Below are 22,559 nucleotides of genomic sequence, written 5' to 3'. Positions count from 1 at the left end.
GCTTTAACAACTAAAGGGGAGGTTTCAATGCCATGAGTAAGAAAAAAAATGCAAAAGGGTTAGTTTTACTTACGTTAGCGGGTATGCTCGCGTTGTCGGCTTGTAGTTCTAATGTTGGCAATAACAAAAACAATGAAACACCAGCAGGTTCAAATGCTACGGGTGGTAAGGATAATTCACCCATAGTAGAAACTATCGATATTAATGCGAAGTACGATCCACCGATTGAAGTTCGTGCATGGCGCTTTACAGAGTCAACTTATCAATATGAGAATGGTGACACGATTGAAGATAATCTTTACACACAGACTTATGAAAGTGACCTAGGAATTAAATTGAAATATGACTGGGCGGTACCAGTAGAGCAATTTAAGCAAAAAATGAATGTGTCTATCGCTTCTGGAGATTTACCCGATATTATGTGGGTAGAGGCTCAACAACTAGCTGAACTAGCAGAAAATGATTTGATTCTAGATTTGACAGATTTATTTGATCAGTATGCATCACCAGTTGCCAAGGATGTATTGCAACAGGATCCAAAAGGATTTGGTACAGCTAAAATTGGTGGGAAATTGATGGCAATTCCTCATACATCATCTGCGGTAGATGGTTTACCGGTAATGTATGTACGTACGGATTGGCTGAAAAACTTAAATATTGAAGAGCCAAAAACGATGCAGGATATGATTGCTATCGCTGAAGCATTTACTAAAAATGATCCTGATAAAAACTCTAAAGATGATACATTCGGTGTTGCATTTACAAAAACATTTTTAACGGATACACATTTTGGTACGACAGGCTTTATGTCTGGTTTCCATGCATACCCGACAAAATGGGTGGAAAAGGATGGGGCGCTAGTATATGGTTCAGTCCAACCAGAAGTTAAGGCGGCACTTGAAGTACTACAGGGGTTATATCGTAACGGTATGATAGATAAAGAATTCGGTGTTAAAGATCGTGCGAAAGTGACTGAAGCTGTAGTTGGCGGTAAAGTAGGTCTATTCTACGGTTCTATGTCCGCTCCACTTTCTATTATCCAAGACAATATTACGAATGATCCGAGCGCTGAATGGAAAGCATTTGAATTGGTGTCTAACGATGAAGTTAAAGCTACTCCAATTGCGAAGATGCCTATTCAAAAATACTATGTTGTGAATAAAGATACCAAACACCCAGAAGCAATCTTCAAACTGCTAAACATGTCAATGCTTGGCTATGACCCAGACGCTGTAAAAGATCCTGGATTTGGTTATAGTGAATCAGGCGTTGCAGTATTCCTTTACAACTTCATTGCAGCGGATCCAGCTTTGAAAAACTTAACAGCTCACCGTAAAGTAGTTGCAGCAATTGAAGCAAATGACCCGTCTACGTTAAATGAAGAGGAATTGGGTTATTATGAGAAAGTTATCTCTTTCCGTGCTGGCGACAACTCTAACTGGGGTACTGATCGAGTATTTGGTTCACCAAGTAGCTTTGACGTAATTGATCAATATGTTCAGAAGGATAATTACGTTTTAGATGGTTTCTACGGTGCAGCAACTCCGACTATGGTAGAAAGAAATGCAACATTGATTACGATGGAAGAAGAAGTATTCACCAAAATTATTATGGGTGAATCACTAGAAGCATTCGATAAATTTGTTGCAAACTGGAATAAACTTGGTGGAGAACAAATTACTAAAGAAGTTAATGAATGGTATGACATGACAAAATAGTTCGTTAAATAGAGATGGATAGGCCATAAGTAAAAGGTAGGGAAAAGCGGCTCGTCTAGCTTCGCCCTACCTTTATCATTAATGTCACATGGAGGGATCATCATGATAAGATCTGCTGCAGTCCGCAAGAGATTACGAGAATTACCTTTACACATTATGCTGTTGCCTGGTGTTATATTGACAATCATATTCAGTTATATACCGATTGGTGGTATTGTCATTGCATTTCAAAAATTCGTACCATCCAAAGGTGTATTTGATTCGAAATGGATTGGTTTTGATAACTTTAGATATGTGTTTGATCTGCCTAACTTTAGTAGTGTGATTTGGAATACGGTTTTTATCGCAGTGTTGAAAATTATCGCTGGATTAATCGTGCCGATCATCGTCGCGTTATTATTAAATGAGGTTGTAAGTAAAGGATTTAAACGTACGATTCAAACGGTTATTTACTTCCCGTACTTTTTATCTTGGGTTATTCTCGGCGGAATACTAATTGATATTTTATCACCATCAAGCGGAATTATTAATGACGTTGTTAAATTAATTGGTTTTGAGCCAGTCTTTTTCCTTGGAAATGAACATTGGTTTCCTTTCACTTTAGTCATTTCAGATACGTGGAAGGAATTCGGATATAGTACGATCATATATTTAGCTGCGTTAACTGCAATTGACCAGCATTTATATGAAGCTGCAATAGTGGATGGAGCAAATCGTTGGAAGCAAACATTGTATGTAACTCTTCCTGGAATGTTGCCAATTGTTACGTTAATGACTGTACTTAGCCTAGGAAATGTGTTGAATGCAGGATTTGATCAGGTGTTTAACCTATACAGTCCGATGGTATATAGCTCAGGTGACATTATAGATACCTTTGTCTATCGGCTTGGATTGTTACAAGCCCAATATGGAGTAGCTACAGCAGTAGGATTATTTAAGTCAGTTATTGCTTTTGGCTTAATCGTATTATCTAATTTCTTAGCTAATCGTTTTGCGGGCTATCGCATATTTTAAGGAGGGCTAAACATGTATGCAAAACTTTCTAGTAGAAAGCTATTTCTTATCTTAAATGCAATCATATTAACATGCCTAGCGGCAGTTTGTTTATTGCCTCTTATTAACGTACTAGCGGTTTCCTTTAGCTCTAGCCATGCGGCTGCAGCAGGTCTTGTTAAGCTTTGGCCAGTTGATTTTACGCTCGCATCTTATAAACATGCATTAGGTAAATCAGAGTTTTTAGAAGCGTTCTTTGTGTCATTACAACGTGTAGGGCTTGGCTATGCGATTAATATGACTTTAACGATATTAATAGCCTATCCTTTGTCTAAAGAGAATAGTGCACTTGGAGCTAGAAGCGTATATGCGTGGTTTTTCATTATTACGATGATGTTTAGCGGCGGGCTGATTCCGATGTATATGACCGTTCGTTCCGTTGGAATACTTGACACGCTATGGGCACTCGTATTACCTGGGGCAGTACCCGTATTTAATGTTATTTTACTAATGAATTTTTTTAGAAATCTACCTAAAGAAATTGAAGAAGCAGCTTATATGGATGGTGCTAGTCATTGGAGAGTGCTATGGAGTATTTACTTACCACTTTCTAAGCCATCGCTTGCGACGATTACTTTATTTACACTAGTTGCACATTGGAACTCATGGTTCGATGGATTAATATACATGAACTCACCAGCCAATTATCCCCTGCAGAGTTACTTGCAGACAATTATTATAGCTGTAGATCCTTCAATTGTATCGGCAACAGAGCTAATCAATACGCAGCAAGTATCTGATCGAACGTTTAAAGCTGCTCAAGTATTTTTAGCGTCATTCCCAGTATTAATGGTCTATCCATTCCTGCAAAAGTACTTTATGAAGGGGTTAGTTATGGGTAGTGTGAAAGGTTAATGACCCGTTAAAAAAAAACGGTTTTTCTGCCTTTGGCAATTTCAGTCCAGGGGCGGGAGTTGCCGGGCCAGTACAGCTTGACTTATTTAATTAAGCGCCATAATCGGCCTAGAAACCAGACTGACCGCGCACCCGACATACTAGGATGCGCGGATTTATCCGGATATTGGAGTCGGCACATTGATGACACCAACTGCTTAGTTTACCGTATTCAAAATGGAATAATTGATTTTTATGCTTTTCGTACACATTAGGGTGACAGGGCGGCGGTAACATCAACAGTATCAGCCACCTGTTCGGCTACACGATCAATATTAGTAAGTCTAAGCCGATTAACTCGTTCATTGCAATGGTGGCTGAAACGGTGAATTTACGCAAGTTGATACGACAGGGTTACGATAAACTGTCATACCTACATAACGGTAAGTTTCGGTGCATTCAATTTAATAAATACGTGAGTTTGTCGGACGTTTACTTTACTTCGTATTCTTTGACACGACGATAGAAGGTGTTGGGCTTCATATCAACCATTCTCATGGCTTCAACAGCTGTTATATTGCCTTGTTTCCACTCAGCGTAAGCTTGTTTGAAGTCATCTGTGATGGATTGTTTAGGTCGTCCAAAGACTACACCACTATTTAAGGCTGTTGCTATGCCCTCCGCTTGTTTTCCATGTATCTTCTCTTTCTCTCGTTCAGCCATGTAAGATAATAGTTCAAGCACAATATTTGAAATAAGCTTTTCTAATCCGTTCTGATATTGTCTGGTATCTAGGATTGGCATATCAAGGATCACAACGTGAGCGCCTATATCTTGTGTTATTTCTTGCCACTCTCGTTTGATATGCTGTGCATTACGTCCAAGTTGATTAAGTTCTTTAATGAATAGGATATCACCTTCTCTAAGACTACTTTTCATAGACTGGTATCCAGTTCTATTCGTATATTTTCCACTCGGTTTATCTATGTGTATGTCACGATCTAATATTCCTAAGTCCTTCATAGCTTCCAATTGTCTAGCTTCGTTCTGATCATTACTGGATACTCTAACATAACCAAAGTGTCTGATATCACTCATGTTCTATCTCCCTTTCCTTAGTATGTCGTAATAATATTATATCATATATGTGTCAAAATGTATATCGGATAAATGACACGTTTCATAAGTGAATTATATATATTCTGGTATGTACCAAAATATATATAAAAATATATGACATATGTCGTAGTAGTGATAAACACTGAAGAGCTCCTTCAACGAAAATGGTTTATTGAATTAGGGAAAATCCGTGGTAAGGATTTTAAATACGAATAATCACTAGGTCGCTTTCTCGGGAGAGTGACTTTTTTATTGTTCTGAAATAGATGAAATGAAATCTCCTATGATATAATATCTTTTGAATTAATACATAGTGAGGCATAAACGTTGAAGATATTGTGGATTTTCAGATAGAGGAGGGAGATGTCAACGTTTTCTGGGATGAAAAGTACCTAGGCAATGTGCCGAAACAATATAGTGTTGACGAAATAGAGATTTCGGAGCAAATGTAGTGTTTACTGATCGAGATGGAATGAGGAACGTGGTACAGGCGAAGAGGTACTCTACTGACAACCCAGTTGGCATAAGTGCGGTACAGGAAGTGTTCTCATGTATGAGATATTACAAGGCTAAGAAAGCCATAGTGATTGCAACAGCCAGATTTACAGAACCATGTGAAACATTAGCAGGAATAAATCATATGAAGTCAGTGATGGGGAAGTGACTAGATCTGAATGAGGAACTGAAAATAGACGGTACTATGAAAAAAGCACTACAAATTACATTAAGCGTAATTTGTAGTGCTTTTAACATCATCATTAACTCTGTACATAGGAAAGACGCTGAGCGATTTCTTCTGCAATTTTCAACCCGTGAAAGCGTCCATCTTCAATGTAAACACGATTTGTAATACCACCCGTTACAACCCCAGAAAGGAAAACGTTCTTGACATTGGATTCATATGTCTCTGGGTTAAAGGACGGAACTAATGAAGAGTGGTCGGTTTGGATTCCAATGTTTTGGAGCATTGAAATATTGGGTTGATATCCGATAAGGGATAATACATAGTCATTTTGAATTGTAAACGTTCCTTCTGGAGAATGAATACGAATGCTTGTCTCATCAATATCAGCAATACTGGAATTGGGATAAAACTCAATCTGTCCTTTTTTGAGAAGATTACGCATATCTAATAACAAAGATGGTTTAATACCTTCTAAGACTGTTTCTCCTCGATGCACAAGTGTAACATGAGCTCCGTTACGATGGAGATCAATGGCAGCTTCAACAGCTGAATTTTTACCACCTACAACGGCAACATGTTGTCCATAATAGAGATGGCCTTCTTTGTAATAATGTGATACCTTCGATAAATGATCTCCGCGGACATCCAATTGTCTAGGGGTATCAAAGATCCCTGTTGCAATAACTATCATCTTCGCTTCGTAAGGAATGGCATTGCCATGACGATCTTCAGCATGGACAGTGAAGGATGATACGTTCTTCGAAATAGAATTGACTTTTTGATAGCATTTTATATTAATTTCTTGCCTCTCTGTTACAAGACGATAATATTTCAATAGCTCCGTTCGAGATGGACGTACATCTTGAGAAAGGAATGGGATGTTGCCAATTTCTAATCGGTCAGAAGTACTATAGAACGTCATATGTAATGGACAGTTAACAATTGAATTGACAATAGCCTCTTTTTCAATAATGACATAAGTAAGTCCCTTTTCTTGAAGTGCAAGACCCGTTGATAGACCACAAGGGCCACCGCCAATAATAACAACATCATACATACAATGAATATCCTCCTTTAAAATTTACATAAACAACCGTTTAGATACCTGATTCTATCAGGAGTATTACATGAACAAGGCGAAGAATGAGTATAATTAGTACTCACTAGTATGCTCAGACGAGTATGAATAAATACTTGAACGCTTGAACCAGTCAGAAAGAAACATTAGATATGTCCTCTTCTTTACAGAAAACAACATTCTTTTTGGTATTACAGGAAGTATCGAATGACCATACCAACAAAGACTCTATGTTACAACAACATTGCATATCTGAACAGCCTCATTTATCTAATTTATCTGTAACACATTGTGACCCATAAGATGGACACTGTAATAAAGCGTCCATCCTATGGGTCATGCATGTTTTATGGGCACTAATTAAATTAAAGCAATAGCTAATAGTGTAAATAAACTCAATGTCAAAACCTGATTTCCTACAAAAGGGTTAAAAAAGGCAGATGTGTGTACTTGGTTTCTAGGGCAGTCCGTTCTTAAATATACATGATGGCTATCGACACCCGTAATAACACCTTCATGCATTCTCCCGTCATTAGTAAAAATACGCACTCTACGATTCATACATCTTACACAATTATGATATGCTTCCATTGTTGTTTGTCAGCCTCCTTTCATGTCTTGAGGCATTGTATGAGAGGGGAAGATAGCTTGTGTCGGCTAAGTTACCTGTAAATCAGTGGGATAAAAACGCTCAGTTAGGAATGGGCCTGAATTTTTGTTACAATGAAAACATATGATTGAGAAACATTCTTAATGGAGAGCGAGGAATTATAAATATGAATATATCTGAGGCTATACGTACAAGACGCAGTATCGGAAAAGTAACAGAGGAGGATGTGCCTGTCTCTGCCATTGAACAGATTCTGGAAGCAGGAACTTGGGCGCCGAATCACCGGTTGACTGAGCCGTGGCGTTTCTTCGTGCTCCGGGGTGAGGGTAGGAAGCTGTTAGGTCATGCACTTGCAGACATTGCTGTGAAAGCGACTGTTGATCCGACTTCTCCGGAGGCGCAAGCGGCTGCAGAATCGGCAAGGAAGAAACCGATGCGTGCACCGGTGATTATTACCGTGGCCGTGACACCTAAGGAACAAGCTAACATCATTGAGCTGGAGGAATATGGGGCTGTATTCTCGGCTATTCAAAATATGTTGCTTGAAGCTCATGCTCTCGGTCTAGGTGCCATATGGAGAACTGGCGAACCTACATATCAGTCCCAAATGAATGAGCATTTCGGACTCAGTCCGAAGGACAAGGTTCTTGGATTTATTTATTTAGGAATTCCAGTTGGAGATCGTATACAGCAAAGTAAACGCACACCTTTTCAGGATGTAACCGTGTGGGTGGATCAACCAGGTTCTTTGAGTAAGGATAACTAAAAGAAGTAAATACATGAGCTTTATTTTGTAGGCCTGCGCGCTAGCGTAGGCTTTTTTAAAATACAAGGAAGTATTAAGGAGGGAATCTATCAAATATAGTGAATATAGGGTGGATGGACTTATATCATCTCAAGGGGAAATGGGTGAATTCATATGAAGACAATTGTATTAGCAGGCGGTACAGGATTTATCGGCAAGTATATTGAAGATCATTTTATTGCTGTGGGATATGAGGTATTGATAATTTCAAGACAAGCCCCTCATATTAAGTGGAACGATCATGATGCTATAGTAAAGGCACTGGATAACTCGGAAATATTAATCAATCTTGCGGGTAAATCTGTTGATTGCCGTTATAACGAGAAGAATAAAGAAGCTATTCTGAAATCCAGAACGGAGACGACGGAATTACTAGGACAGGCTATTCTAGAATGCAGTAACCCGCCGGGGTTGTGGATAAACTCCAGCACAGCCACGATCTACCGACATGCTCAAGATCGGGCAATGACGGAGGATCACGGAGAGATCGGATCTGGGTTTTCGGTTGATGTTGCAAAAGAATGGGAGCGCGCATTGTTCTCATTTCAACTGCCACATACAAGACAGGTTGCTCTGCGGATTGCAATTGTACTGGGAAAGGGTGGTGGTGTTATGACGCCCTTTAGGAATCTAGTTCGGTGTGGGCTTGGAGGTGTGCAGGGCCATGGGGATCAAATGTTCAGTTGGATTCATATCGAGGATGTATTCAAAATTATATTATATCTCAGAGATCATAAGGAGCTCAGCGGTGTGTTTAACTGCTCGTCCCCACATCCGATAACGAACCGCGAGCTTATGCGGAATCTTCGAAATACTATGAATGTATCCTTTGGGTTGCCATCTCCCAAATGGCTGCTTACTATTGGGGCGATGCTTATTAATACAGAAACAGAACTGATATTAAAGAGCAGATGGGTGATTCCGGAGAGGCTTGAGCGAGATGGGTATTCTTTTGCTTATGAACATATAGATAAGGCTCTCCATGATATATTAAGAAGTCCTCCCGAATTCAGAAGGACTTAAATTATTTACGTCATCTGCCTTATATTTCCGCTGAAACGGGTATCGTCCTTGAAAAAGGACGACGTAGCCGTTTCTACTTGTTTACAGCGGGTTTTCGTCGCTCATCCAACTATCTACATGAAATGACTCGCTGTAATCATCGCGGGTAGATAGTTTACGAAGAAGTTCATCTGCTTCTATTTGAGTCTTGAGCGCACCTATCGCTACAATATATTTACCTGAGTTCGTTTTGATCACGCTACTGCCATCTTGAGCATATTGTTCGTCGATGATAGCTAGCATTTCGCCGAGTTCCATCTCTTGGCTTCGAACGTAGAATGCTTTGTGTGCTTTCTCTGGCTTTTCTGCTGCAAACAATTTGAGCTGTATATAACCCGGTTTCTGATACTCGGATATGGAATAGTCGATATTATTCTGAAGTTCCACTACAAAACGTACTGCGGAATCATCTAGAATAACATTCTTATAAATATCTTTTATATTCGTAAGTTCCTTAATACTATCTATAAGTTCCGTATAATTAAACTCACGAACACCATTGAAAGTGAAAATTAGACGATTCGGAGCATTTCTATATTCCACCGTATATGCTGGTGCGCTGTTCGTTTGTTCGCCGTTCATTTGAAAATGAATGTTAAGTGTATCTACCTGCGTAGTTGACGTGACTGAGACACCATCTGTTCGCTCACCACCGTCCCCCACCTGAAGAACCTTTACAATGGAGCCAACGATGGGCACATCGGATAGAGCCATAACTACACTAGGCACGTTGACAGTGATCAGCATGGCGACACAAGCGGCTACAATCGAAGAATTGCGGAAAACTCGCATCTTTCGTCTATGAACTTGCGCTCGTTGTTGGGCCTTTCCGATAACTTCAGAGAGGTGGGGTGGAATCTCTATGTTGTTGTAGCGTTCTTTTCCAGTCATTAGATATCAACCTCTTCCTTTATTAAGTGTTTTTTCAATTTGTCTAATGTACGATAAAATTTTGATTTAATTGTATTTTCCGTTAATGATAATATTTCTGCCAAATCTTTAAAACGCTTATCTTCAAAAACTTTAAGAATAATCAAGTTTTTCTCTTCTGGTGATAGTTGATCTAAAGCCTCATAAAGATCCCATTTATCTTCAAACGGAAGTGAATGTTCTGTTGTCACAAATTCTGCTGGATTGTTCTCCAAAGATGTGTATTTCTTGTTTCGTCTGATATGATCCAACGAGCAGTTGATGACAATTCGTGTGATCCAAGTTTCAAAGTATTCCGGAGTTTTCATTTTTGAAAAAGATAGATAAGCTTTGTACGTTGCTTCGGCTACAATTTCCAAAGCATCCTGTTCGTTTTTTACATAACAGTAAGCGAAGCGGTATAGTTTTTCTTTATGGACCTCGATATGCTCGCTGAACTGCTGATCTGTTAATCTTGCGCGTTTCGTACTCAATTTGTTCACCTCCAATGAAGATGTCTTTCGGCATTTCATAGTTTTAGTTAGTTAATGAAAAATGTTATAATATGGTATTGGTCTTTTAATGTTCTGCTGATTAGACTGTCGAGGATATGAAATAGTTTCAAATTCGGAAAATGAAGACAATGAAAAATCAGATCGTTTAAATAGTTACAATCTTTTTTCTAGTAGTATTCCTAATAAAAGTATACGATATAGACATAAATGATTATTTTCTATTAAAGCCTCGGAAGGTGGATTATCCTTGAAAACTAAGAAATGGGTTGTTGCAACCACAGCTGTATGCGTATTACTTGGAACTTCTGTCATCGTTTTCGCTTCTAATCCAATTAAATTAATTATAAATGGCAATGAACATTATACAGAAACACCTCCACAAATCATCGATGGACGAGTGATGGTACCTCTTACGACCATCTCAGATACGTTCAATAAGGTAGTGTCTTACAATGCGAATACAAAGGAAGTTGAAATAAAAGATGCCCAGGAAGAGGTAATCTCTGAATTGGATCATATTAAGATCACCGGTCAGGAAGGTGACAATGGGATCTATGAGAATTTGCAAATCGTCACCGATCAATTCAGTCGATCACTTGGTGGTTACAATGTAACGAATCCGACATATGCGCCAGAAATTATTTTCGTGGATTTAAATGGTGATGGAAATAATGAAATCGCTGTTATTCTGACGATAGGGTATGGAACGGGTGTACTTGCAAGTGAGGTTCAGTTAAGAGATGGGAAATCGGGGGTTAATATTCCAGTAGAAGATGCGTTAATTGCTTTCAAGAAACAAACTGTTCTTCCGAATACGATGTTGAATTCAGAAAGGGAACAGTTGTTTGAGGAACCTGTAATTGGTAGCGTTATTCGTTATTATGTCGTGAACAACATATTGAAGGCATCAGCGGCCGTAGAAATATCTCCAGGTGAATTTATTGGGGAGCTTGAGATCGAATATACGTATGTGAATGGCGTTTATGTGGCGGGAGAGGCTACTTTTTCGAAATACGAAGATTAGCCATTGTTACCAATTTGATTTAACCGAAAAAGTAACTGATATAGATCATAGCTAGCAGTCCGATGATAAATGAGTATGTAGAGGGTCTTTCATATCCATGACCATGGCTTTCAGGAATGAGTTCCTTATATACGATAAACATCATGGCGCCTGCCGCGAAGGCTAAACCATACCCGATTAATGATTCAATATAACTTGCAGTGAAATATCCAACAATCGCAGAGATGACTTCCATTAAGCCTGTAACAGCGACGAGAAGGAAGGTATTTAGTTTTGTTACTTTGGAATTCAGAAGGAATATGCCTAGAATTAGCCCTTCGGGCATATTTTGAGCACCTATAGAGATGGCGACCATGGGTCCCAAGGCCTCATTCTGACTTGCAAAACTGAAGCCCGTGCTAAGCCCTTCAGGGATGTTGTGGATGAAGAGTGCGATAATGACTAATAGAGATTTAGAATCGAATCTGCTAATGCCAGAGTCATTCTCAACATCAATATGTGGAATATTCTTCTCGATGAGATCAAGCACTATGATTCCTAACAATAATCCAATTGTCAATGCTATAATGCCTGATTCATTCACTGCCTGAAGCATCAGGCCAAAAGTGGATGCGGATACCATAATTCCGGCTGTAAATGCTATGAGAATATCCTTCCATTTCTCAGAAAGATTCTTGACGAAGAATAAAGGGACGACTCCTAATACGGTAGCCATAGCTGAAATGAAGCTTCCAATGATAGCTTCTTGCATAGATAAACTCCTTCTACATGACGGAATGTTAAGCTAAGTGCGATAGGGTTTGCTATTCATCATATTTCAAAATGAAGTAAAGATACCTTCTGTTTATGAATTTTTTCAATGAGGTGGGTTAGCATGACATTTACGACATACCGGATAATAGGTTTCGTTTCCACCGATCTGGATTTGTTCTCCTGTGTAGATAGGCTTTCCGTCCTCCATCCGTAATGTCATCGTTGCTTTACGCTCACAGAACCAGCAAATCGTTTTTAACTCTTCAATTTTATCTGCATAAATCAACATATATTTACTACCCTCAAAGAGGTTGTTCTGGAAGTCGTTCTTAAGTCCGAATGCCATGACAGGAACATGGAGTTCGTCTACAATCTGGACGAGCTGAAGAATTCCTTCTTTGCTGATGAACTGACACTCATCGATGAGAACACAGGATGGTTTAGGTTGATGTTCTCGAACGATCTGAAAAAGATTAGTATCCTCATAAATAGGGATAGCTTGTTTGCGTAGTCCAATTCGTGAAGATACATAGCCAACTTCGTCCCTATCGTCGATCCCTGATGTGAAGATCAATACATGTTTGTTCTGTTCTTCATAATTATGAGCTACTTTAAGGATTTCAATGGATTTACCACTGTTCATTGCACCATATTTAAAAAATAACTGTGCCAATCTAACAACTTCCTTTCGATGTATCATTTATTCATATTAACAAAATGAGAAACACTTAAATAGTACCTATACGGAGGAAATCGGAGGAAATAAAATGAATGAAACGTTAGAACAATATAAAGAACAGATTGCAGCCTTGGAAAGCGAAGGTTCGCTTCATTCGGAAATGCAAATTCTCTTGAATCATCTTATAGAGGATCTAGAGAAATGTTTACAGCAGAATCTCTCCTTAAGAAAGGCCGTTCTGAAATCAAATTCTAAAGAATCAAGAATGTCGAGTAAGCTTCGAGATGCCTTGTATGAATAAAAGACTCTAAACATTATGTATATAAAAATGTGCGTATCCATCACACCAATTCTGAATTCTTGCTATATGTTATAGGAAGGAGAACTACTGGTGAAGGGTGGGGTGTAAGTGAGTCTTTCTTCTAAAAAAACACAACGAGGAAAAAAGCTTCAAATCTCCAGCAAGAGGAAAAGCGCAAAAGGATCTGCCCCCAATTTATCCACACAACAGATAGCTGTAATTGCTGCGCTCTTGGCTGGTTTCTTTGATATACAATCAGTGATATATAGTCGTGACAATGTGTTGCAGGTTATACTAACCACGGCTAGGTTAACAGAGCTACCCATACTAGGTGAACAGGAAACAGATATTCAAAGTTCGATTGATATCGATGTGATTAATAATGCAGGTAAATTCGTCTTATAAATTCTAAAAGACTCCGTTAGCGATAGGCGAACAGAGTCTTTTGTTTAAATATAAGAAAGTATAAGTTTCACTTGAACCTCTACTTCTTATATTTCGGCAGAGACGGATACCTCAAAGTGATACGAAGTACCACTAGCATAGGAAGCATAAACTCTTTGAAAAAGGACGGTATAGCCGTTTCTGCTTGATTCGATAAGTAAGATGAAGTTTAGCGTACAAATTCGTATTGTAAAAACGAACAAATTTAAGGTTGGGTAGGAGCTTGAGGTGCTTTAGGTTTCCGTTTTTCTTTGAAGCGCGGTCCAACATAATTACGTTTGCGATCCCTTGTTAGTATCCAGCCACCTAGAAAGGTCATGCCTGCAGCAAATAATAGAAGACCTCCTCCGAAATGAAGCCACTGGAAGGTCGGATCTATGACTGTATCATCTCCATGGACTGAAAGATAATTGAATAGAGAGTCTTTCATCAATAGAAATCCTTTCATAGCCATTAAGCCTGGAATAACTAATATAAGAATGGCAATGAAGCGGGTAATGAGTAATTTCATGGTTGAATCCTTTCTATTCCTTGAATTGTTTATCTTCATGTATAATACCGTGTTCACGCAGGCTTGTCTATTTGAGAAGACATGCAAAGCTTTGTAATAAGGCTGAAAAGGAGTAGAATATAAGAATGTAGAGTAATGTAATACCCAGTCAACCGGGATAAACATTATATCAAGTGAAAACGAAACAGTTGGAGGATGGTTATGACTATTACATGTGATATCGCAGTACTTGGAGGGGGAACCGGTGGCTATGTTGCCGCAATCCGTGCTGCTCAATTAGGTAAAGATGTCGTCATCATAGAAGAGGACAAGCTTGGTGGGACATGCCTGCATCGGGGCTGTATCCCTAGTAAATCTTTGCTACGTAGTGCAGAAGTATATGCAGACATTAAAGAAAGTGAGAGCTACGGTATTGAGACGAGCGGGGCCAAAGTAGTATTCCCAAAAGTGCAGCAACGTAAGAGTGACATCGTTGAACAGCTGTATCAAGGCGTCCAATATTTAATGCGTAAAAATAAAATAAGAGTACTCCATGGTAAAGGTCGTGTGATTGGACCCTCTATATTCTCACCTCAGGGTGGGGCCGTAGCTGTGGAATTAGCGGATGGTGAATTGGAGAATGTCGTTCCAAATCATTTGATTATTGCTACGGGTTCTCGCCCACGGGTTCTGACAGGTCTTGAATCGGATGGTATTCATATTCTTAGCAGTGATGAAGCACTCTTGATGGAACAATTACCACAATCTATGATCATTGTCGGAGGTGGCGCTATTGGTGTGGAATGGGCATCTATGCTGAATGACTTCGGAGTGGAGGTCACGATTGTAGAAGCGGCAAATCAATTGCTCCCACAAGAAGATGAGGATATTTCGAAAGAGTTAACGAAGATCTTTGCCCGTCGAGGAATTAAGGTTCTAACAGGTAGTAAGGTGCTAGCGGATACATATCAAATCGAAGATGGCATCATAACATTGAATATTCAACAAGGCGACTCCACAAAGAGTCTCACTGCTGAGAAACTACTTGTATCCATTGGACGGCAAGCGAATATAGAGAACATAGGAATTGAAAATACTGGTGTACGTATTGAAAAAGGTTGTATTGATGTTAATTCGGTCATGCAGACGAATGAAGCACACATCTATGCCATTGGGGATGTTATCGGAGGAGTTCAATTAGCTCATGCCGCTAGTCATGAGGGAATTGTAGCTGTCAATCATATGGCTGGAGAAACAGTACATCCTTATGAATCACAGCTCATTCCACGTTGCGTATATACACGACCGGAAGTAGCTAGTGTCGGTTACACAGAGAAAGAATGTAAAGAACGAGGATTTGATGTTAAGGTAGGGAAGTTTCCTTTTCAGGCCAATGGAAAATCTTTGGTACAGGGAAGTAAGGATGGCTTTGTCAAAGTGGTTGCTGACCGTAAGACGAATGATATTCTTGGTGTACAAATGATTGGGGTTCATGTAACGGATTTAATCAGTGAGGCGGCATTGGCACAAGTATTAAATGCAACACCATGGGAAGTAAGTCAGACGATTCACCCGCATCCTACATTGTCAGAGGTTCTAGGAGAAGCAATGCTCGCCGTAGATGGACAGGCAATAGGAATGTAATGTGATTAAAGGTTCTTTTCTTTTTGGTGGTAAAAGGATTATAATAGGTTTAGCCTAGTCTTAGTACCTGGTTTTAAGATCAGATCAAAGAAGCCGGTTTGGCTTTACGAACAGGGAGGTACCTTTATGATTGATGAAGAAAATATTAACGTGAATAATCAGCATGAGCAGCTCGGACTGAGTGATGGTCAGGTGATCGACATGTACAGATATATGTTGTTAGCACGTAAATTTGATGAGCGTAATTTATTGCTGCAGCGGGCAGGGAAAATTACTTTTCACGTTTCAGGTATTGGTCAAGAGGCAGCTCAGGTCGCAGCAGCCTTTGCCCTTGATCGGGAGAAGGATTACTTCCTTCCGTATTATAGGGATTACGGATTTGTGCTAGCTGTGGGAATGACGCCAAGAGAATTGATGCTTTCGGCCTTTGCCAAGGCAGAAGATCCTAATAGTGGAGGACGTCAGATGCCAGGACACTTCGGTAGCAAACGCTTGCGAATTGTTACGGGATCCAGTCCGGTTACTACGCAAGTTCCTCATGCTGTTGGGTTCGCACTTGCTGCTAAAATGAAGAAGAAGGAGTTTGTATCCTTTGTTACCTTTGGAGATGGATCAAGTAATCAAGGAGATTTCCATGAAGGTTGTAACTTTGCAGGTGTACACAAGCTACCTGTTATCTTGATGTGTGAGAATAATCAGTATGCTATTTCGGTTCCATTGCATAAGCAAGTAAGTGGTAAAATTAGCGATCGTGCTCTTGGATATGGCTTTCCCGGTATCAGAGTGGACGGTAACGATGCATTAGAAGTATATCGAGTTGTCAAGGAAGCAAGGGAACGCGCAATTCGTGGGGAAGGTCCAACGCTAATAGAAGCGATGATGTATCGTCTTGAGCCTCACGCAACTTCAGATAACGACATGGTGTATCGTACGCAGGAAGAAGTAGATGAGAACTGGAAGAAAGACGGCGTAGCTCGTATGAAGTCCTACCTCATTAATCTAGGGATTTGGGACGAAGCGAAGGATGCAGACTTAGTAGCACAGTTAAATATGGAAATTAAAGAAGCGACGGAATATGCTGATCTTGCACCGTTTCCGAAACCAGAGGATACGCTTCTGCACGTCTATGCAAGCGCTGAGGAGGAGAAGTCATGGCAGTAATGGAATATATTGACGCGATTCGTCTTGCGATGAAGGAAGAAATGGAACGGGATGAGGATGTATTTATCCTCGGTGAAGATGTCGGAGTTAAGGGTGGCGTATTTACAACGACCAAAGGCTTAATGGATCAGTTTGGAGAAATGCGTGTCATGGATACGCCATTGGCTGAATCAGCTATTGCTGGCGTAGCTATTGGTGCTGCGATGTACGGCATGAAGCCCATTGCTGAAATGCAGTACTCTGATTTTATGTTACCAGCAACGAATCAGATTATTAGTGAAGCAGCCAAAATTCGCTACCGTTCAAATAATGATTGGAATTGCCCGATTGTCGTTCGTGCACCTATTGGTGGAGGTGTCCTCGGTGGATTGTACCATTCTCAATGCCCAGAATCGATCTTTTTCGGTACACCTGGATTGAAGATTGTTGCACCTTTCTCAGCATATGATGCCAAAGGATTATTAAAAGCGGCAATTCGTGATCCAGACCCGGTTCTTTTTTTCGAGAATAAGAAATGTTACAAACTCATTAAAGGAGATGTACCATTGGATGATTATGTTGTGCCTCTAGGTGTAGCTAATCTCCTTCGTGAGGGTGATGATATTACGGTTATAGGGTATAGTATGCCGCTTCATTTCTGTATGCAGGCTGCTGAAGAATTAGAGAAAGAATTAGGAATTACAGCGCATATTCTCGATTTACGTACACTACAACCGCTTGATCGTAATGCGATTATTGAAGCAGCTCGTAAGACCGGTAAAGTTCTTATCGTTCATGAAGATAATAAAACAGGAGGCGTGGGCGCTGAAGTATCTGCCATCATCTCAGAAGAATGTCTATATGATTTAGATGCACCAATTATGAGATTATGTGGTCCTGATGTTCCAGCTATGCCCATTAGTCCGCCGATGGAAAAATTCTTCCTGCTCAATAAGGAAAAAGTGAAAGAAGCCATGATACATTTAGCGAACTATTAGGAAGCTTAGGAGTGAGAATATGTCCGATAACAAACAATTAACCGATGTGTTTATGCCACAGCTTGCCGAATCACTCGTCTCTGCAACGATTGGCAAATGGCTTAAACAACCTGGAGAAAGAATAGAGCAGTATGAACCGATCTGTGAAGTGATCACTGATAAAGTAAATGCAGAAATTCCTTCCACGTTGGATGGCGTTATGGGAGAACATGTAGCCAAAGAGGGTCAGACTATTGCTGTAGGTGAGGTTATTTGTAGGATAGCTGTTGATTCTACGGGTGAATCTGTTGCTGAGAGTGCTCAGCGAGCTACGGCATCACAAGCATCATCAAGATCAGCGTCAGGGGATCTATCTATGAGTGGACGCTATTCACCAGCAGTTCAAAGCCTTGCAGCGGAGTATCAGTTAAATTTAAATGACATTAAAGGAACGGGTATGGGTGGTAGAATTACTCGTAAGGACGTTCTGATATATGTAGAGAAAGGTCCAACCGTACAGGGAAGCTCTAGTAACTCCACCCCAACGATGCAACATGTAGGAGCAACTTCACCGTTCCAAGGATTACCTTATACGGATCCTGCCGTGATTCCTTCTCAATATGTGGAGAATAACTCCCCTGCTGCTCGGAACTCAGGACTTCATTTGAATGAAAATCCAAAAATTCCAAACAATGTTATTGAAGGTCAGCATGGAAGAGCAGAGACGATTATTGAAATCACACCTGTACGTAATACGATTGCTGCACGTACGCGACAAAGTGTGTCTGAAATTCCTCATGCTTGGACGATGATTGAAGTGGATGTAACGAATTTAGTCTTGTTACGCAACAAGCACAAGGATGAGTTTAAGCGGAAGGAAGGCTATAACTTGACCTATTTAGCTTTCCTTTTGAAAGCTGTCGTAAATGCGATTAAAGATTATCCTATTATGAATTCTATGTGGGCTACAGACAAAATTATTGTCAAACGTGACATTAATATTTCTTTGGCAGTAGGGACGGACGACACCGTTATGGTGCCTGTTATTCAGAAGGCAGATCAGAAGAATATTGCAGGTTTGGCTAAGGAAATTGAAGAACTCGCGACCAAAACACGACAAGGGAAATTAAAGCTGGATGATATGCAGGGCGGTACTTTTGCTGTGAACAATACGGGGTCCTTTGGCTCTGTACTATCGTATCCAATTATTAATTATCCACAAGCTGCTATGCTAACGTTCGAATCGATTGTTAAAAGACCTGTTGTGATTAATGACATGATCGCTGTTCGTTCCATGGCTAATATATGCTTGTCGCTTGATCATAGGATTCTTGATGGTGTTATTTGTGGAAGATTCCTTCAGCGAGTGAAGGAGAACCTAGAAGGCTACACATTGGATACGAAGTTGTATTAAGAAACGAAAATGTGATGAGACGAAGGTGGGATTAACTTTGCGAAAAGCACTTGATATTTCATATACACCGCTGATGGATTATGGTGAGGCATGGGATCTACAAAAGAAACTCGTTTGTCAAATTGATCTGGGAGAGCAACGGGAAAGTCTGTTGCTCTTACAACATCCACCAACGTATACGATGGGAGTGCAAAAACATCCAGAGAATCTACTTCTCAGCAAAGAGCAATTAAAAGAACAGGGAATTTCGTTGTTTGAAATTGATCGTGGTGGAGATATTACTTATCATGGTCCTGGTCAACTTGTTGGATATCCTCTTCTTTTGCTCAATGGGCAAGAAGGTCTGGATTTGCATGGCTATTTGCGTGATCTTGAACAAGTGATTATTCATTACTTGGCTAAGAATGATGTTGAGGGAACCCGTAAACAGGGGTATACAGGCGTATGGGTAGGGGAGCATAAGATCTGTGCGATTGGCGTGAAATTTAATAGATGTCGGCACAGTCGAGGGTTTGTGACAAGTCATGGATTCGCCTTTAATGTTACAGCTGGCATTCAGAATAAGGGGTTCCAAGGAATCATTCCTTGTGGAATTCAGGATTTCGGGGTTACCTCGCTAGAGGATTGTACGAAGAGGGAATTTGATATGAAGCAAGTGGCAGAGGAAATTATTACTTCGTTCACACAAGTATTTAACTATGAGGGAATACGGATGGACGAAATAAAAGAAGCCCGCTAAATTTAGCGGGCTACGAAAGGTTCTACGACCATTAGAAGTGTAGATCCAAGCATGGCAGCGAGCATGAGATAAATGAAAACGCGGAATACTTTTTTTCGTTGCATGGGAAACTCCTTTGATTTAATTTTAGATTTATTACTATTCACTTATTGTAACGTATCCGAGAGAGAGAGGGAAGTCCAATGATATCAGAAGAGCGTATTGTGCAGGAATTTATGGAATTGGTACAGATTGATAGTGAAACGGGTCATGAAGAAGAGATCTCCATTGTACTTAAGAAAAAATTCAGTGAGCTTGGATTAAAGGTTGTTGAAGATGATAGTAAGGAAAGAACCGGTCATGGTGCGGGAAATTTGATTATAACTTGGGATGCAGATCGGCTTGTAGATGCTCCTCATATTTTCTTTACATGTCATATGGATACAGTTACACCTGGCGTAGGTATTAAGCCCAAGCTTGGTGAAGATGGTTGGATTACGAGTGATGGGACGACCATCCTTGGTTCTGATGATAAGGCGGGAATTGCCGCGCTACTTGAGGCGATTCGTGTTATTCAGGAGCAGAAGATCCCCCATGGACAAGTCCAATTCATCATTACCGTCGGAGAGGAATCTGGACTGCTAGGAGCCCGAGCATTCGATCCTAAGCTCATGGATGCTGAGTTCGGTTACGCTTTGGATTCGAATGGTGAGATTGGCGCTATTGCTGTTGCTGCGCCTACGCAAGCTAAAGTCACAATGACGATTATCGGTAAATCGGCACATGCTGGAGTAAATCCTGAAGATGGGATTAGTGCTATACAAGTAGCCTCTAAGGCGATATCACGCATGAAACTCGGCCGGATTGACCATGAGACGACGGCAAATATAGGTAAGTTCTCAGGCGGTGGTCCAACGAATATTGTATGTGATCATGTCCAACTGGATGCTGAAGCTAGAAGTATCGTTCAAGAAAAAGTAGATAAACAAATTGCACAAATGAGAGAAGTGCTTGAGGTGACGGCACGAGAATTTAATGCAGAATGCGAATTTCGTAGCGAGATTGTATATCCTGCCTTTAATTTCACGGAAAATGATGCTGTCGTGCAACTTGCTCAGCGTGCTATTAGTAATATGGGCTTGACTAGCCGTGTGTTCCATTCTGGTGGAGGTAGCGATGCGAATATATTTAATGGATTCGGAATTCCTACAGTAAACCTCGCACTTGGGTATGAGAATATTCATACGACCAAAGAACGAATCAAAGCAGCCGATATGGCGAAGGCAGCAGAAATGGTCGTAGCCATTATTCAGGAAACAGGTAAAGAGATAGCAAGCAAGGTGGAATAAATCCTTACACACAAGTCTTTGTTAAGCACTAGTTTTGGTTTTGAGCATAAATAAAGACGACTTTTCATTCAGAAATGAATGGAAAGTCGTCTTTATTTATGTTTAAGTTAACCATGTTATACAAGCAGTTCAGTATTACCTACTCCTCTTAAGTCTTCCCAAGCTACATATATAGTAATAATAGCGGCAAGCAGAAATAAAAATGCAGCGAAGAATACCAACTGCTTCGTTTTCTGATTCCTGCTGGGACGGGGTGTGTAATTGCTCCGAATTTTTACTGGTTTCACAATACGACACTCCTTTGCTGACATTGAAAGATAATAACCTCTTAAGGTAAACTATGTTCTCTATGACGATAGCGTTCCCCTATAAGAGCAAAATAGACGAACATTATTGGACAAACGTTTATGTTGATTCTCATAGGATTTATTTATTTATTTTTTGCAACATTTCCTTAATTGTCATATGTGGACCCCATTGATTCTGCAACTGCTTAAGCATGATTCTAACCTGCCAGGCTTGTCCTACGATATGAAATGAGTCGCTTGATTGGTAGCTCTTCATCGTTTCTCCTTCTTTCAAATGAAGTTTGTTATAATTACACCATATGTACCAGCTTGTCTTTTCATGCATATTTATATGAATAAGGGGGAATTATTTTGAAAGATAACATGTCTAATCGATTGACGTCTACATTGGACGAAGTTACTTTATCCACACAACCTATATTTGAAGGTAAAATCATTACTTTACAGGTTGACACTGTGAGACTACCCAATGGAAATACAGCTACACGCGAAGTTGTAAGACATCCTGGAGCTGTTGCAGTACTTGCAATACATAATGGAAAGATGCTTGTCGTTGACCAATTTCGTCAACCGATGGGGAGATGTGAAATAGAGATTCCAGCAGGGAAGCTTGAGCCAGGGGAAGATCCTAAAGAAGCAGCAATTCGAGAGTTACAGGAAGAAACGGGATATCGCTGTGGTGAGATTAAGCTTTTACAATCGTTCTATACATCACCTGGATTTGCTGATGAGATCATTCATTTGTATGTGACGGAGGAATTGGAATCTGGCGAAATGTCTCCAGATGAAGATGAGTTTCTGGAATTGTCAGAAATTACGCTTGATGAAGCTTATCGTTACATACGAGAAGGGCGGATTAGTGATGCGAAGACAATTATGGCAGTGTATGCTTGGCATCTATATACAATGACAGGAAAGTTCGGTGAATGA

The 22,559-nt window shown here is 40.1% G+C and carries 27 protein-coding genes and 2 pseudogenes; 18 read left to right on the top strand and 11 right to left on the bottom strand.

Annotation, left to right across the window (positions count from 1 at the left end):
* Positions 1 to 32: 32 nt before the first annotated feature.
* The 5 genes and pseudogenes from ACP8HI_RS12360 to ACP8HI_RS12340 form a co-directional block, all read left to right on the top strand.
* Positions 33 to 1,718: an extracellular solute-binding protein gene (locus ACP8HI_RS12360; protein ID WP_438351363.1), complete on the top strand. Its 1,686-nt coding sequence runs from the start codon at positions 33 to 35 to the stop codon at positions 1,716 to 1,718.
* A 102-nt stretch (positions 1,719 to 1,820) separates the two neighbouring features.
* Positions 1,821 to 2,732, top strand: a complete 912-nt coding sequence (locus ACP8HI_RS12355) for an ABC transporter permease (protein WP_438351362.1) — start codon at positions 1,821 to 1,823, stop codon at positions 2,730 to 2,732.
* A gap of 12 nt (positions 2,733 to 2,744) precedes the next feature.
* Entirely contained in the window at positions 2,745 to 3,626 is an 882-nt protein-coding gene (locus tag ACP8HI_RS12350; protein WP_438351361.1) for a carbohydrate ABC transporter permease, read from the top strand.
* A 32-nt stretch (positions 3,627 to 3,658) separates the two neighbouring features.
* Positions 3,659 to 3,880: a type II toxin-antitoxin system YoeB family toxin gene (locus ACP8HI_RS12345; protein ID WP_438351360.1), complete on the top strand. Its 222-nt coding sequence runs from the start codon at positions 3,659 to 3,661 to the stop codon at positions 3,878 to 3,880.
* Positions 3,881 to 3,894: 14 nt separating this feature from the next.
* Positions 3,895 to 3,999, top strand: a pseudogene (locus ACP8HI_RS12340) (sporulation transcription factor Spo0A); the annotation flags it as partial.
* Positions 4,000 to 4,097: 98 nt separating this feature from the next.
* Here ACP8HI_RS12340 and ACP8HI_RS12335 read toward each other — a convergent pair.
* A complete protein-coding gene (locus tag ACP8HI_RS12335) occupies positions 4,098 to 4,703 on the bottom strand; it encodes a recombinase family protein (RefSeq protein ID WP_438351359.1) in 606 nt (201 codons plus the stop codon).
* 448 nt (positions 4,704 to 5,151) lie between these two features.
* On the opposite strand from ACP8HI_RS12335, the pseudogene ACP8HI_RS12330 reads away from it, so the two are divergent.
* Positions 5,152 to 5,370: pseudogene (locus ACP8HI_RS12330) on the top strand (restriction endonuclease); the annotation flags it as partial.
* A 112-nt stretch (positions 5,371 to 5,482) separates the two neighbouring features.
* Here ACP8HI_RS12330 and ACP8HI_RS12325 read toward each other — a convergent pair.
* Together ACP8HI_RS12325 and ACP8HI_RS12320 are read right to left on the bottom strand one after the other, a co-directional pair.
* Positions 5,483 to 6,466 carry a YpdA family putative bacillithiol disulfide reductase gene (locus ACP8HI_RS12325; RefSeq protein WP_438351358.1) on the bottom strand — a complete coding sequence of 328 codons (984 nt, stop codon included), beginning with the start codon at positions 6,464 to 6,466 and terminating at the stop codon, positions 5,483 to 5,485.
* Positions 6,467 to 6,847: 381 nt separating this feature from the next.
* Positions 6,848 to 7,078: a hypothetical protein gene (locus ACP8HI_RS12320; RefSeq protein WP_438351357.1), complete on the bottom strand. Its 231-nt coding sequence runs from the start codon at positions 7,076 to 7,078 to the stop codon at positions 6,848 to 6,850.
* Between the two features lie 185 nt (positions 7,079 to 7,263).
* Between ACP8HI_RS12320 and ACP8HI_RS12315 the strand changes: the two genes are divergently transcribed.
* Both ACP8HI_RS12315 and ACP8HI_RS12310 read left to right on the top strand, forming a co-directional pair.
* Positions 7,264 to 7,863 (top strand): nitroreductase family protein, encoded by a 600-nt coding sequence (locus tag ACP8HI_RS12315; protein WP_438351356.1) that lies wholly within the window; start codon positions 7,264 to 7,266, stop codon positions 7,861 to 7,863.
* A 153-nt stretch (positions 7,864 to 8,016) separates the two neighbouring features.
* Entirely contained in the window at positions 8,017 to 8,925 is a 909-nt protein-coding gene (locus tag ACP8HI_RS12310; protein WP_438351355.1) for a TIGR01777 family oxidoreductase, read from the top strand.
* Positions 8,926 to 9,006: 81 nt separating this feature from the next.
* On the opposite strand, the gene ACP8HI_RS12305 is transcribed toward ACP8HI_RS12310, so the two are convergent.
* Both ACP8HI_RS12305 and ACP8HI_RS12300 read right to left on the bottom strand, forming a co-directional pair.
* Positions 9,007 to 9,855 carry a hypothetical protein gene (locus ACP8HI_RS12305; protein ID WP_438351354.1) on the bottom strand — a complete coding sequence of 283 codons (849 nt, stop codon included), beginning with the start codon at positions 9,853 to 9,855 and terminating at the stop codon, positions 9,007 to 9,009.
* Positions 9,855 to 10,376, bottom strand: a complete 522-nt coding sequence (locus ACP8HI_RS12300; RefSeq protein WP_438351353.1) for a sigma-70 family RNA polymerase sigma factor — start codon at positions 10,374 to 10,376, stop codon at positions 9,855 to 9,857. Before ACP8HI_RS12300 ends, ACP8HI_RS12305 begins: the two co-directional genes overlap by 1 nt.
* A gap of 259 nt (positions 10,377 to 10,635) precedes the next feature.
* On the opposite strand from ACP8HI_RS12300, the gene ACP8HI_RS12295 reads away from it, so the two are divergent.
* Positions 10,636 to 11,412, top strand: coding sequence for a stalk domain-containing protein (locus ACP8HI_RS12295; protein ID WP_438351352.1), 777 nt, complete (start codon positions 10,636 to 10,638; stop codon positions 11,410 to 11,412).
* Positions 11,413 to 11,431: 19 nt separating this feature from the next.
* Here the strand turns inward: ACP8HI_RS12295 and ACP8HI_RS12290 are convergent, their stop codons facing one another.
* Positions 11,432 to 12,163 (bottom strand): ZIP family metal transporter, encoded by a 732-nt coding sequence (locus ACP8HI_RS12290; RefSeq protein ID WP_438351351.1) that lies wholly within the window; start codon positions 12,161 to 12,163, stop codon positions 11,432 to 11,434.
* Positions 12,164 to 12,268: 105 nt separating this feature from the next.
* Positions 12,269 to 12,838, bottom strand: coding sequence for a thymidine kinase (locus ACP8HI_RS12285; protein ID WP_438351350.1), 570 nt, complete (start codon positions 12,836 to 12,838; stop codon positions 12,269 to 12,271).
* Between the two features lie 94 nt (positions 12,839 to 12,932).
* Between ACP8HI_RS12285 and ACP8HI_RS12280 the strand changes: the two genes are divergently transcribed.
* Positions 12,933 to 13,145 carry a hypothetical protein gene (locus ACP8HI_RS12280; protein ID WP_438351349.1) on the top strand — a complete coding sequence of 71 codons (213 nt, stop codon included), beginning with the start codon at positions 12,933 to 12,935 and terminating at the stop codon, positions 13,143 to 13,145.
* Between the two features lie 108 nt (positions 13,146 to 13,253).
* On the top strand, positions 13,254 to 13,550 hold the full coding sequence (locus tag ACP8HI_RS12275; RefSeq protein WP_438351348.1) for a hypothetical protein: 297 nt from the start codon (positions 13,254 to 13,256) through the stop codon (positions 13,548 to 13,550).
* 244 nt (positions 13,551 to 13,794) lie between these two features.
* On the opposite strand, the gene ACP8HI_RS12270 is transcribed toward ACP8HI_RS12275, so the two are convergent.
* On the bottom strand, positions 13,795 to 14,100 hold the full coding sequence (locus ACP8HI_RS12270; RefSeq protein WP_438351347.1) for a DUF2627 domain-containing protein: 306 nt from the start codon (positions 14,098 to 14,100) through the stop codon (positions 13,795 to 13,797).
* Positions 14,101 to 14,301: 201 nt separating this feature from the next.
* Between ACP8HI_RS12270 and lpdA the strand changes: the two genes are divergently transcribed.
* The 5 genes from lpdA (at position 14,302) to lipB (ending at position 19,993) form a co-directional block, all read left to right on the top strand.
* Positions 14,302 to 15,723, top strand: coding sequence for a dihydrolipoyl dehydrogenase (gene lpdA, locus ACP8HI_RS12265; RefSeq protein WP_438351346.1), 1,422 nt, complete (start codon positions 14,302 to 14,304; stop codon positions 15,721 to 15,723).
* Between the two features lie 126 nt (positions 15,724 to 15,849).
* The gene (locus ACP8HI_RS12260; protein WP_438351345.1) at positions 15,850 to 16,884 is read left to right on the top strand and encodes a thiamine pyrophosphate-dependent dehydrogenase E1 component subunit alpha; all 1,035 of its coding nucleotides are present in this window, start codon (positions 15,850 to 15,852) and stop codon (positions 16,882 to 16,884) included.
* Positions 16,875 to 17,861 carry an alpha-ketoacid dehydrogenase subunit beta gene (locus tag ACP8HI_RS12255; protein ID WP_438351344.1) on the top strand — a complete coding sequence of 329 codons (987 nt, stop codon included), beginning with the start codon at positions 16,875 to 16,877 and terminating at the stop codon, positions 17,859 to 17,861. Before ACP8HI_RS12260 ends, ACP8HI_RS12255 begins: the two co-directional genes overlap by 10 nt.
* Positions 17,862 to 17,880: 19 nt before the next feature.
* Complete coding sequence (locus ACP8HI_RS12250) at positions 17,881 to 19,254, top strand: dihydrolipoamide acetyltransferase family protein (protein WP_438351343.1); 1,374 nt, start codon at positions 17,881 to 17,883, stop codon at positions 19,252 to 19,254.
* Between the two features lie 37 nt (positions 19,255 to 19,291).
* Positions 19,292 to 19,993 carry a lipoyl(octanoyl) transferase LipB gene (lipB, locus tag ACP8HI_RS12245; protein WP_438351342.1) on the top strand — a complete coding sequence of 234 codons (702 nt, stop codon included), beginning with the start codon at positions 19,292 to 19,294 and terminating at the stop codon, positions 19,991 to 19,993.
* A gap of 2 nt (positions 19,994 to 19,995) precedes the next feature.
* Here the strand turns inward: lipB and prli42 are convergent, their stop codons facing one another.
* Entirely contained in the window at positions 19,996 to 20,097 is a 102-nt protein-coding gene (gene prli42 / locus ACP8HI_RS12240) for a stressosome-associated protein Prli42 (RefSeq protein ID WP_438351341.1), read from the bottom strand.
* A 78-nt stretch (positions 20,098 to 20,175) separates the two neighbouring features.
* Between prli42 and ACP8HI_RS12235 the strand changes: the two genes are divergently transcribed.
* A complete protein-coding gene (locus ACP8HI_RS12235; RefSeq protein WP_438351340.1) occupies positions 20,176 to 21,321 on the top strand; it encodes a tripeptidase T in 1,146 nt (381 codons plus the stop codon).
* A gap of 116 nt (positions 21,322 to 21,437) precedes the next feature.
* Here the strand turns inward: ACP8HI_RS12235 and ACP8HI_RS12230 are convergent, their stop codons facing one another.
* Positions 21,438 to 21,608, bottom strand: a complete 171-nt coding sequence (locus ACP8HI_RS12230) for a hypothetical protein (RefSeq protein ID WP_438351339.1) — start codon at positions 21,606 to 21,608, stop codon at positions 21,438 to 21,440.
* A gap of 139 nt (positions 21,609 to 21,747) precedes the next feature.
* On the bottom strand, positions 21,748 to 21,885 hold the full coding sequence (locus tag ACP8HI_RS12225; RefSeq protein ID WP_438351338.1) for a Z-ring formation inhibitor MciZ: 138 nt from the start codon (positions 21,883 to 21,885) through the stop codon (positions 21,748 to 21,750).
* Positions 21,886 to 21,992: 107 nt separating this feature from the next.
* Between ACP8HI_RS12225 and ACP8HI_RS12220 the strand changes: the two genes are divergently transcribed.
* Positions 21,993 to 22,559, top strand: coding sequence for an NUDIX hydrolase (locus ACP8HI_RS12220; protein WP_438351799.1), 567 nt, complete (start codon positions 21,993 to 21,995; stop codon positions 22,557 to 22,559).

This window comes from Paenibacillus sp. FA6 (assembly GCF_051550225.1).
Taxonomy (GTDB): domain Bacteria; phylum Bacillota; class Bacilli; order Paenibacillales; family Paenibacillaceae; genus Paenibacillus_AQ.
This window is presented reverse-complemented; position numbering and strand designations above follow the sequence as displayed.